The sequence below is a fragment of the Listeria tempestatis genome, from assembly GCF_963575625.1.
GTDB lineage: Bacteria > Bacillota > Bacilli > Lactobacillales > Listeriaceae > Listeria > Listeria tempestatis.
The window spans coordinates 107,062-119,082 of record NZ_CAUYTK010000006.1; the positions used below are offsets into that span (position 1 = coordinate 107,062).

Sequence of the window (12,021 nt, forward strand, 5' to 3'; positions counted from 1 at the left end):
GGCTTTTTCTAGATGATGAACCGAGTCATTTTAGTAGGACGTTTAACTAAAGATCCTGAACTTCGCTACACTCCTTCTGGTGTTGCTGTTACGACCTTTACACTCGCTGTAAACCGTACATTTACAAACCAACAAGGGGAACGCGAAGCAGATTTCATTAATTGTGTCGTTTGGAGAAAACCCGCTGAAAACGTAGCAAATTTCCTGAAAAAAGGAAGTCTTGCTGGTGTTGACGGTCGTGTTCAAACACGTAATTATGAAGGCCAAGATGGAAAACGTGTCTATGTAACCGAAGTCGTTGCCGAAAGTGTCCAATTCTTAGAGCCACGTAATGCAAATGGTGGTAATGGAAATGGATACCAAAGTAATAACGGTGGTGGTTATAACAATAATAACAGCTATAATCAGGAACCTGCTAGCGGTGGTTACAATCAGAATCAGCAATCTCAATCTCAAGGTTATCAGCAAACAAACAATGATCCTTTCGCTAGTGACGGGAAACCAATCGACATTTCGGATGACGATTTGCCGTTCTAAACCGGATTTGCTTGCTTAACCAAAATATTCAGATAGAGAATAGGAGGAGAAATTATGGCTGGAGGACGCAGAGGCGGACGTCGTCGTAAAAAAGTATGTTACTTTACGGCTAACGGCATTACGCACATTGACTATAAAGATGTAGAATTACTAAAAAAATTCATCTCTGAACGTGGTAAAATTTTACCTCGTCGTGTAACTGGAACAAGCGCTAAATATCAACGTAAATTAACTGTTGCTATCAAACGTGCTCGTCAAATGGCATTACTACCATTTGTTGCAGATGAAAAATAAATTATAAATGGAAAGCTCCTTCTGAATTAAAAGGAGCTTTTTATTTAAAGTCAAACTTTCATTTTTCAGTTTAATAATGCCTAACGACTTATGAATTATGCCATAATAACCATTTTAAAATTCTGTAAATTACACAAAAAACGGATAAAAAAACTTGATTTTGGTTATTTAGGACTAATAACGGACATTTCAGGGTATTTTTCGTTTTGACTATGAAATTCGAGGTAAAATAATAAGCGGAGGTGAAATTATTGAGTAGCGCAACTGAACAAATTACATTGACAGAAAAATTAGCGGATAAACTAATTTCAAAAGAGCGTTTTCAAAACGATGAAGAAACGTATTTGAAAGTGAAGTACGGCGTAGAAGTCATTTTAATCAATGTGTTTAAAATTGCTTTTGTCTACATACTTGCTTTACTGGTTGGAGTGTTTTGGGAAACCTTAGTTGTGCATTTAACCTTTGTAGTTTTAAGAAGGTATTCTTTTGGATTGCATGCAATTAAAAGTTTGAATTGTACAATTACAAGCTTACTAATGTTTGTTTTAGGACCATTTATATTTCAAGCAGTGCCATCAAGTAATCTTTTTGTTATTATTGTATTTGCTTTTGTCCTATTCAATATGTTTCGTTATGCTCCATCTGACACTGAAAGTCTGCCTCTTATTGGGTTGAAAGAAAGAAAAGCATTAAAAAGAAAAGCACTGGTATGCACAGTAATACTTTTTCTAGTAACATTACTTGTACCTTTTGCTGAGATGAAAACTCTAATCATGTTGGGGTCAGTCTATCAAGTCATATCGATTCATCCATTAATGTATAAACTATTAAACAGGAGGTACAAAAATTATGAAAACTATGAGTAAAAAAATGGGTAATTTTATCGGACGTAAACTAGAGGATCAAGGATTGAAAATCGCAAATACTTCAATGAAAAAGTCTTGTTTTGGAGTTACTTATGAGCCAAAAAACCCTATGTTAAAAACATTAGAAAAAAAATAAAAAATTAGTTGTATCGTTATAGTATTTCAATAAAAAAATATGATAGAATTGATACGAAAGTAAAACAACTTTGGGGGCTAATCATGAATCCACAAATCATAATGTTTATTGGTATATCAATTCAAAATATAGGTTTTTTTATCGTGATACAAATATTAACGGGTCGATTATTAAAATGGAAAGAGGGGTTAATCACCTTAGCTTGCGCTATAGCGGTTATCCCTCTTTTTCCAATGATAGCTTATTGGTTAAATCTAGTTACAATAGGAATTTTCACATTAGCTTTATTGTATAAAAAACAATCTATATATTTTGCAGTAACTATCCCATCCATTACATTTATTATATCGATAATGTGCGATTATATATTAAATCCAATATTATGGTCAGTTTTCAAATTAAAAGTTGGAAATGATTCAAGAGAATTAAGTCATGTTGTATTTTATACAATAGCAATGATGTTATTCGCCTGTTTAATTGCATTTCTTCTGAAAAAAGCAATTGATAAATGGGGAGTGTATACATATTTAAATCAACGTAAATATGGATTCATGATTCTTGCAGTTGTAATTCTTACTTTACTTATTTACCATTTGAATATACTTTTCAGTGCAGCAGATGGGTTTATTCAAGAGATTGTACGTCTAAATACAGTTATATTTGTAGTTTACTTTATCGCATTAATTGGTATCTTGAATGTAGTTCTTCAATCGGCTATACAAGAGATAAAGATGAAAACACAACAAGAGCAATTTGGGCAGTTGCAAGAATATACAACAACATTAGAAAGTTTACATAAAGAAATGCGTGTTTTTCGCCACGACTATATTAACATTCTTTCTAGTATGGCAGGCTACATGGAAAAAGATGATATGGAAGGATTGAAAAAATTCTTTTCGGAAAATATCATCCCCATCAATCAAACGATGGAATCGAATAATCATAAAATATCTTTGCTACAAAACATTCATGTGATGGAGCTAAAGGGACTTATCGCCATTAAGTTAATAAGAGCGCAGGAACTTAAGATTGATGCAATTGTGGAAGTAGTGGAAGAAATTGATGAAATAAATATGCCGAGTATCGATCTATGTAAAATTGTTGGGATTTTGTTAGACAATGCGGTTGAAGCGGCTAGTGAAAGCATAGATCCATTTATTCGTTTGGCTGTTGTAAAGCGAGAGGATTCTGTATTAATTGTTTTTGCGAATAGCATACCGGATAATATGCCACCAGTGTATAAAATGTTTGAAGAAGGTTTTTCAACAAAAGGTGATGCTAGAGGATTAGGGTTAGCTAGTTTGAGAGAAACTATTCAAAAATATTCCAATGTCACGTTAGCTACAAAATTGATGGATAGAGAGTTTATCCAAGAGTTAGAAATTGTGTAGGAAAAGGGGATGTATATGCTACCAATCTTTATATGTGAAGATAATAGAATTCAACGGGAACGACTGACGAAGTATATTGAAGATTTTATTATGCTCGAGCATTTTGATATGGAAATCGTTTTTTCTTCCGATAATCCCTATGAAGTTTTAGAAGAAATTGAGAAATTCGCTGGGATGGGCGTTTACTTTTTAGATATTGATTTGCAACAACCGGACTTAAACGGTTTTGAATTGGCTAAGAAAATCAGAGAAAAAGATGCTCGAGGATTTATTATTTTTATCACAACGCATGCTGAACTAACTTACTTAACATTTACCTATAAAGTAGAGGCGTTAGACTATATTATTAAAGACAATCTGAACGAAGTGCAAGAGCGTGTTCATGACTGTTTAAGAAGCGTGCAGCAGCGTATGCTCGATGAACGAGAACCAGATAAATACTTTACTTTTCGATTAACTGATAAAAAAGTAATTCATGAGAAACAGGATGATATTTTGTTTTTTGAAACGTCTACGAAAAGCCATAAAATTGTTTTGCATGGTAAAAATCGTCAAATTGAGTTTTATGCTAAAATGAAAGATGTTGAGAAGGCATTAGATGAACCATTTTATCGTTGTCATCGCTCATTTTTAGTTAATAAAAATAATATTAATGAAGTGGATAAAGCTACAGGCGAGCTGACAATGACGAATGGCGAAATCTGTATGGCATCGAGTAAGTTAATAAGAGGAATAAAATTATAGAGGTCAGATCCGTATGAAAAGTCGGATTGACCTTTTTTAATTTGAAAGTCTGTTCGATAAAAGGTAAAATATAGAGTGGACGACTATATTTTACTAGGGAGTATTATTTTTAGTTTAGGAGCTGAATGGAAATGCAAGGCTTTTTTGAGAAAAGAATGCTTAAATATCCATTATATGGCTTAGTTGCGGCGACGATAATTTTGTGCATCATTACTTTTTTCTATGAGTGGTGGCTTGCGGTTATTATTTTTGTTGCAGGTGTTGCACTTATCACGGCGATGTTTTATTTTGAGCATCGTTTAAATCAAGAAGTGCAAGAATATGTTTCTAATTTAACGTATCGTATAAAGCGCAGCGAAGAGGATGCACTTGTTGAGATGCCTATGGGAATTATGCTGTATGATGACGATTATAAAATTCAGTGGTTAAATCCATTCATGGCAAAGTATTTTGATAATCACAAGCTAATTGGAGAGTCACTAGCTGATGTTGGACCAGAATTTTTGACTGCTATTAAAGGTGAGGAACAAGAGGGTGTACAGTCCATTAGATGGCGTGAATACCGCTTTGATACCATTATTAAACGTGAAGAGCGGATTTTATATCTGTATGATCGTACGGAATATTATGAACTACATGAAAAATATCAGGCAGAGAAATCTGTTTTCGCAATTATTTTTCTTGATAATTACGATGAATGGGCGCAGGGTATGGATGATAGACGCCGGAGTGCGCTAAACAATTTGGTGACGTCAATGCTCACGAACTGGGCGCGGGAGCACCGAATTTATTTGAAGCGAATTAGTTCGGACCGGTTCATGGCGTTTTTAAATGAGGCCATGTTAGAACGGTTGGAAGAGGAAAAATTTTCGTTGTTAGATCGCATTCGCGAGCGTACGTCTAAACAAAATATTCCTTTAACCCTAAGTATTGGGATTGGTTATAATGAAGATGATTTGATTAGTCTCGCAGATCTCGCGCAGTCTGGGCTTGACCTTGCGCTTGGGCGCGGCGGTGATCAGGTTGTCATTAAACAGCCGGAGGGGCAAGTGCGCTTTTACGGGGGAAAAACCAATCCGATGGAAAAGCGGACGCGTGTGCGTGCCAGGGTAATTTCTCAGGCGCTTCAAGAGCTCATCACTCAAAGCGACCAAGTTTTTGTTATGGGACATCGCTATCCGGATATGGATGTTATCGGCTCAAGCCTTGGCGTGATGCGGATTGCAGAAATGAACAATCGAGATGCGTTTGTTGTGGTTGAGCCGGGTAAAATGAGTCCGGACGTTGAACGTTTGATGACTGAAATTGAAGAATTTCCAAATGTCATTAAAAATATTGTGACGCCGCAAGTAGCGAATGAAAATATTACGAATAAAAGTTTACTCGTTGTTGTGGATACTCATAAGCCTTCGATGGTGATGAATCGCGAGTTATTAGAATCGGCGGAGCACGTTGTTGTGATTGACCATCATCGTCGCTCGGAGGAATTTGTGGAAAATCCGGTGCTGGTTTATATTGAACCGTATGCATCTTCAACGGCGGAGCTTGTGACAGAGTTATTTGAATACCAACCTGATTTAGAGCAAGTGGGCAAAATTGAAGCGACGGCGCTACTTTCAGGGATTGTAGTGGATACGAAAAACTTCACGTTACGTACGGGTTCTCGCACATTTGACGCAGCAAGTTATTTGCGGTCGCTTGGGGCGGACACCGTCTTGGTACAAAATTTCCTTAAAGAAGATTTAGCGACTTTTACGCAGCGTAGCAAACTTGTGGAATCGCTTGAGATTTATCACGACGGAATGGCGGTTGCGAAAGGTCATGAAAATGAAGTTTTCGGGACGGTGATTGCGGCTCAGGCGGCGGATACGATGCTATCGATGGAAAATGTTCAGGCGTCATTTGTCATCACGCTTCGTCCTGACAAGATGATTGGGATTAGCGCTCGTTCGCTAGGTGAAATAAATGTTCAGGTCATTATGGAGAAACTAGGCGGAGGCGGCCACTTGTCCAATGCGGCGACGCAACTTAAAGGTGTGTCGGTTGCTGAGGCGGAAAAAGCTTTATTAGACGCGATAGACGCGTACTGGAAGGGAGAAACTTAATATGAAAGTCATTTTTCTAAAAGATGTAAAAGGTTCTGGTAAAAAAGGTGAAGTAAAAGATGTTGCAGATGGCTATGCGAAAAACTTTTTAATAAAGAATGGGAACGCGGTCGAAGCGAATACGAAAAATATGAGTGCGCTTCGCGGGCAAGAAAAGCGTGCGGAAAAAGATGCGCAGGAAGAGCTTGCTGAAGCGAAGGCGCTAAAGGAAAAATTGGAGAGTTTGACGGTTGAACTGAAGGCGAAGTCGGGTGAAGGTGGACGTTTGTTTGGCTCGATTACGACAAAACAAATTGCTCAAGCTTTGCAAAAGGATTTTGGGATTAAAATTGATAAGCGAAAAATGGACCTGCCAGATGCGATTCGTTCACTTGGTTATACGAATGTCCCAATCAAGCTACACCATGAGGTTAATGCTACGCTAAAAGTGCATGTAACAGAAGAATAAGGAAAAACCATTTTTTTTTAAAGGAGCTAAGGGCAGTGGATACTTTTCAAGATAGAACGCCACCACAAAATATTGAAGCTGAGCAGGCCGTTTTAGGTGCTGTATTTCTTGAACCGAATGCGCTGATTACGGCTTCTGAAATACTTATGCCGGATGATTTCTACCGGCAAGCGCATCAGATTATTTTTGAAACGATGCTTGATTTGAATGACCACGGGAAAGCGGTTGATGTGTTAACAGTTTATGAAGCTCTTGCTTCTAGTGGTCGAATTGAAGATGCGGGTGGACTTCCGTATTTAACGGAGCTCTCAGGGGCTGTTCCGACGGCCGCTAACCTGGAATATTATGCGCATATTATTGAAGATAAGGCGCTTTTGCGACGCTTAATCCGAACAGCGACACAAATTGCGACAGACAGCTATTCGCGTGAAGATGAACTGGATGCGCTTATGGATGAGGCTGAAAAAAGCATTTTAGAAGTTTCTGGTCGTAAAAATGTTGGTGCATTTAAAAATATTAAAGATGTTTTAGTTAAAACATATGATGATATTGAAATTTTACACAACCGAAAAGGTGATATAACTGGTATTCCGACTGGTTTTAAGGAGCTTGATAAGATGACGGCAGGTTTTCAGCGCAATGATTTAATTATTGTTGCAGCCCGCCCATCAGTTGGTAAAACGGCATTTGCGCTTAATATTGCGCAAAACGTGGCGACAAAAACGGATGAAAATGTGGCGATATTTAGTCTTGAAATGGGTGCTGAGCAACTTGTCATGCGGATGCTTTGTGCGGAAGGTAATATCAATGCGCAAAACTTACGTACGGGTTCACTCACGTCAGACGATTGGCAGAAGCTTACGATTGCGATGGGAACACTATCCAATTCGGGGATTTTCATTGATGATACGCCAGGTGTTCGCGTGAATGAAATTCGTTCAAAGTGTCGCCGTTTAAAACAAGAGTCGGGGCTTGGCATGATTGTCATTGACTATTTGCAACTCATCCAAGGAAGCGGTCGAGGCGGCGAAAACCGTCAACAAGAAGTATCTGAAATTTCACGTTCCCTTAAAGCTCTTGCACGTGAACTTGAAGTGCCAGTCATTGCACTTTCGCAGTTGTCTCGTAGTGTAGAGCAACGTCAAGATAAGCGTCCAATGATGTCTGATATTCGTGAATCTGGTTCAATTGAGCAAGATGCGGATATTGTGGCTTTCTTGTATCGTGAGGATTACTATGACCGTGAAGGCGAAAATGATGGAACGATTGAAATTCTCATTGCTAAGCAGCGTAATGGTCCGGTTGGGGACGTTAAACTTGCTTTTGTTAAGGAATACAATAAATTTGTTAACCTTGAAGTCAGATATGATGAGATGGCATAAAACAGGGCAGGGCGAATAAATCGCTCTGTTTTTTTTGCTAAAAAAAGGGGTAAGGTTTTGGGGAAAGGGGTGGCTAGCGTGGAAAATTACAAACGGATTTTAGTTGCGATTGACGGATCAATTTCTGCGGAAGCGGCATTTTTAAAGGCGGTAGGAACAGCAGTGCGTAGCGGCTCGCATCTTGGAATAGTTACAATTATCGATACACTCTACTTCGCGAATTTGACAGCTCTTGATGGTGGTCAAATGGTTAATCAATTTACAGAGAACGCAGAAAAGTTGCTGGCCGATTATGAACAACGTGCGAAAGACCTAGGTGTGGTAAGTGTAGAAACAATTTTAGATTACGGACCTCCAAAAGCGGCTATTGTAGAAATCGCGGATGAAAAATTCCATGCAGATTTAATTGTCGTCGGAGCAGTCGGCACGTCAAAGTTGAGTCGTATTTTGCTAGGAAGTGTAGCGGGTTATATCACACTACACGCCCCGTGTGATGTGCTAGTGGAGCGAGGGAGCCTCACAGAGGAGTAAAAACGAACGATTTTTTTGATACCAAAAAAATCGTTCGTGATATCCGTTGACGAATGCTGGGAGAAGCGGTAAAATGGATAATGGAAATCATAGCTAACGCGAATGATTAGCTAAAGACCAAAAAATGAGGTGTTTACATGTCTTCAGTTGTTGTTGTTGGAACACAGTGGGGCGATGAAGGTAAAGGGAAAATTACAGATTTTCTTTCGGAAAATGCGGAAGCAATTGCACGTTATCAAGGTGGAAATAATGCCGGACACACAATTAAGTTTGATGGTGTTACATATAAATTGCATCTTATCCCGTCTGGTATTTTTTACAAAGAGAAAATCAGTGTAATTGGAAATGGAATGGTAGTGGATCCAAAAGCGCTAGTGGAAGAATTGACGTACTTACACGAAAAAGGTGTTGATACTGCCAATTTGCGAATTTCAAACCGTGCGCATGTGATTTTGCCATACCATATCCGTATTGATGAAGCAGATGAAGAGCGCAAGGGTGCAAATAAAATCGGGACAACTAAAAAAGGAATTGGTCCAGCTTATATGGACAAAGCCGCACGTGTTGGCATCCGAATTATTGACCTTTTAGATAAAGAAACTTTTAAAGAAAAATTAGAACAAAATTTAAAAGAAAAAAATCGTCTTTTGGAACGCTTTTACGAATTAGATGGCTTCACGTTAGATGAAATTTTAGATGAATATTATGAGTACGGGCAACAATTTAAGGAATACGTATGTGATACGTCAGTCGTTTTAAATGATGCGCTGGATGAAGGAAAACGCGTTTTATTTGAAGGGGCCCAAGGTGTCATGTTAGATATTGATCAGGGAACATACCCGTTTGTAACCTCCAGCAACCCAATTGCCGGCGGAGTAACAATCGGAAGTGGTGTTGGCCCGTCAAAAATCAATCATGTTGTCGGCGTCGCGAAAGCTTATACAACACGTGTTGGTGATGGCCCGTTCCCGACAGAACTGTTTGATGAAATTGGTGATAACATTCGTGAAGTTGGCCGTGAGTACGGAACGACGACTGGACGCCCACGCCGAGTAGGTTGGTTTGATAGCGTGGTCGTACGCCACGCTAGACGTGTTAGTGGTTTAACTGACCTTTCACTAACGCTTCTTGACGTCCTTACTGGCATCGAAACGCTGAAAATTTGTGTCGCTTATAAGCTTGACGGGAAAACCATTTCAGAATTCCCAGCGAGTCTTAAAGATTTGGCGCGCTGTGAGCCAGTTTATGAAGAGTTACCAGGCTGGAAGGAAGATATTACGGGTGTCCAATCACTAGACGACCTGCCGGCTAACGCAAGACATTATATGGAACGTATCGCCCAGCTCACAGGTGTGCAAGTCTCCATGTTCTCAGTTGGCCCAGACCGTAATCAAACACACGTTGTAAAAAGCGTTTGGCGTTTAGCGTAAAAAAATTGTGATAAGCCACATTTAATTTTAAAATAAAAAAGTATAAATCCAGTAAACCCTTGTTTTAAGGGAAGTATTACAGGATTTATGCTTTTTTGTTTTTATACGTATAGCCTTCAAAAATATCAATAATTTACTAAATCGTTGAGCAATTATGAGTAATTTCACAAACTTTTTTAAGCGTTTAAAAATAAGTAAATAGACCCAAATTTTAAATCGATTTAGGAATTATAATAAAAAAACGTGATGAATCCTTATTTAATCAACAAATATAGGTAAATATATAGATTATTTTAAGTGTCATTATTGCGTATTTGTAAAAAAGTATGGTAAAATTTAAATAGTGATAGCGCTTACATTGTGAAAAGGAAAAATTTACTACCTTTATCCTGTTTTGCGAATAACTTCATTTTGTCGTATGATTAAAGGATAACTTAATATTTTGTTTAAGTTAGTACAATGGCAACTCTGCAAAATTGGTGAAGAACTTATCAAGTCCCAAGACTGAAGAGGGGGAAGTACATAATGGAAGAGAAACAAGAATTATCAAGAGGTCTAAAAAACCGTCATGTCCAACTAATTGCTATCGGGGGAGCAATTGGGACTGGGCTATTCCTTGGTTCGGGGAAATCCATTCACTTAGCCGGCCCATCCATTTTGTTTGCATACATGATTACAGGTGCAATCTGTTTTCTAATTATGCGAGCACTTGGTGAATTACTACTTTCAAATTTAAAGTACCATTCATTTGTCGATTTTGTTCAAGATTATTTTGGAAATGCAGCAGCGTTTGTTACCGGATGGACGTACTGGTTTTGCTGGATTTCAATTGCGATGGCTGATTTAACGGCAGTAGGACTGTACACGCAATTTTGGTTTCCAAATGTTGCACAATGGGTACCAGGTCTCATTGCGCTCGTCATTTTGCTTATTATGAACTTGGCGACGGTTAAACTTTTTGGGGAAATGGAGTTTTGGTTTGCCCTAATTAAAATCATTGCCATTTTGGCGCTCATTATTATTGGTACATTCATGATTATTAAAGGTTTTTCAACGGACGCTGGAGCGTCAAGTTTTACAAATTTATGGAGTCACGGTGGGTTTTTCCCTAACGGAGCAAATGGCTTCATACTTTCCTTCCAAATGGTGGTTTTCGCCTTTGTAGGAATTGAGCTCGTCGGCTTGACTGCTGGGGAAACTGAGGATCCTGAGCGCGTCATTCCAAAAGCGATTAATAATATTCCAATTCGAATTATTATTTTCTACATCGGAGCACTTCTTGTGATTATGAGCATTTACCCGTGGAACTCAATTAATCCTGCTGAAAGCCCGTTCGTTCAGGTTTTCGCTGCTGTAGGAATCACGGCTGCTGCAGGAATTGTTAACTTTGTTGTCTTAACATCGGCGGCTTCTGCGTGTAATAGTGCCGTTTTCAGTACAAGCCGAATGATTTATTCGCTAGCAAAAGAAAAAAATGCGCCTAAATCCATGACAAAACTAACTTCACATAAAGTGCCTTCAAATGCGCTGTTTTTCTCATCAATTGTTATTTTGATTGCGGTTATTTTAAACTATGTTATGCCAGAAGGTGTTTTCACACTCATCACAAGTGTATCAACTGTATGTTTCATCTTCATTTGGGGTATCACAGTTCTCGCCCATCTGAAATACCGGAAAACACGCCCAGAATTGGCTGCAAAAAACAAATTCAAAATGCCGCTTTATCCAGTTGCAAATTACTTGATCTTAGCTTTTCTAGCATTTGTCCTCGTCGTTCTCGCCCTTGCTGAGGATACGCGGGTTGCGTTGTTTATCACACCGCTCTGGTTCGTTGGCGTCGTGATAGTCTACTACATTCGCAAATCAAGAATACAAAATAAAGATCTTCAAGAAGAAGTTAAAGAATAATTTTTTGAAAAAAGCTAGGTCTAGTGTGGTGAAATCCGCCTAAACCTAGCTTTTAAGTTTTAATTTCTTGCAAAAACTGAGAAAAGTGATAGAATTATAACGTTGAGTCATTCTTAACACATTCGGGTTATTAGCTCAGTTGGTAGAGCAGCTGACTCTTAATCAGCGGGTCGGGGGTTCGAACCCCTCATAACCCATTGGGTGCCAAACCCACGAGACCGAAGCACTGTCGGCGTCTTAGGACGTTTG

At 38.6% G+C, this 12,021-nt stretch carries 12 protein-coding genes and 1 tRNA gene; all 13 read left to right on the forward strand.

Annotated features, from left to right (window positions below):
* The first annotated feature begins 12 nt into the window (after positions 1–12).
* Entirely contained in the window at positions 13–537 is a 525-nt protein-coding gene (gene ssb, locus R8923_RS09360; protein ID WP_485872517.1) for a single-stranded DNA-binding protein, read from the forward strand.
* Between the two features lie 54 nt (positions 538–591).
* Complete coding sequence (gene rpsR, locus R8923_RS09365; RefSeq protein WP_007474152.1) at positions 592–831, forward strand: 30S ribosomal protein S18; 240 nt, start codon at positions 592–594, stop codon at positions 829–831.
* Between the two features lie 251 nt (positions 832–1,082).
* Positions 1,083–1,697, forward strand: coding sequence for an accessory gene regulator ArgB-like protein (locus R8923_RS09370; protein WP_485872518.1), 615 nt, complete (start codon positions 1,083–1,085; stop codon positions 1,695–1,697).
* The gene (locus tag R8923_RS09375; protein ID WP_485872519.1) at positions 1,681–1,833 is read left to right on the forward strand and encodes an AgrD family cyclic lactone autoinducer peptide; all 153 of its coding nucleotides are present in this window, start codon (positions 1,681–1,683) and stop codon (positions 1,831–1,833) included. Before R8923_RS09370 ends, R8923_RS09375 begins: the two co-directional genes overlap by 17 nt.
* A gap of 83 nt (positions 1,834–1,916) precedes the next feature.
* Positions 1,917–3,224, forward strand: a complete 1,308-nt coding sequence (locus tag R8923_RS09380) for a sensor histidine kinase (protein WP_485872520.1) — start codon at positions 1,917–1,919, stop codon at positions 3,222–3,224.
* Positions 3,225–3,239: 15 nt separating this feature from the next.
* On the forward strand, positions 3,240–3,968 hold the full coding sequence (locus R8923_RS09385) for a LytR/AlgR family response regulator transcription factor (protein WP_485872521.1): 729 nt from the start codon (positions 3,240–3,242) through the stop codon (positions 3,966–3,968).
* 131 nt (positions 3,969–4,099) lie between these two features.
* Positions 4,100–6,073 carry a DHH family phosphoesterase gene (locus R8923_RS09390; protein WP_485872522.1) on the forward strand — a complete coding sequence of 658 codons (1,974 nt, stop codon included), beginning with the start codon at positions 4,100–4,102 and terminating at the stop codon, positions 6,071–6,073.
* A 1-nt stretch (position 6,074) separates the two neighbouring features.
* Entirely contained in the window at positions 6,075–6,521 is a 447-nt protein-coding gene (rplI, locus tag R8923_RS09395) for a 50S ribosomal protein L9 (protein ID WP_485872523.1), read from the forward strand.
* Between the two features lie 35 nt (positions 6,522–6,556).
* Positions 6,557–7,903 carry a replicative DNA helicase gene (gene dnaB / locus R8923_RS09400; RefSeq protein WP_485872524.1) on the forward strand — a complete coding sequence of 449 codons (1,347 nt, stop codon included), beginning with the start codon at positions 6,557–6,559 and terminating at the stop codon, positions 7,901–7,903.
* Positions 7,904–7,981: 78 nt separating this feature from the next.
* On the forward strand, positions 7,982–8,434 hold the full coding sequence (locus tag R8923_RS09405; RefSeq protein ID WP_485872525.1) for a universal stress protein: 453 nt from the start codon (positions 7,982–7,984) through the stop codon (positions 8,432–8,434).
* A gap of 137 nt (positions 8,435–8,571) precedes the next feature.
* Positions 8,572–9,864 carry an adenylosuccinate synthase gene (locus R8923_RS09410; protein WP_485872526.1) on the forward strand — a complete coding sequence of 431 codons (1,293 nt, stop codon included), beginning with the start codon at positions 8,572–8,574 and terminating at the stop codon, positions 9,862–9,864.
* 525 nt (positions 9,865–10,389) lie between these two features.
* On the forward strand, positions 10,390–11,772 hold the full coding sequence (locus R8923_RS09415; RefSeq protein WP_485872527.1) for an amino acid permease: 1,383 nt from the start codon (positions 10,390–10,392) through the stop codon (positions 11,770–11,772).
* Positions 11,773–11,896: 124 nt separating this feature from the next.
* Positions 11,897–11,969 (forward strand) — tRNA-Lys (locus R8923_RS09420).
* Positions 11,970–12,021: the final 52 nt, after the last annotated feature.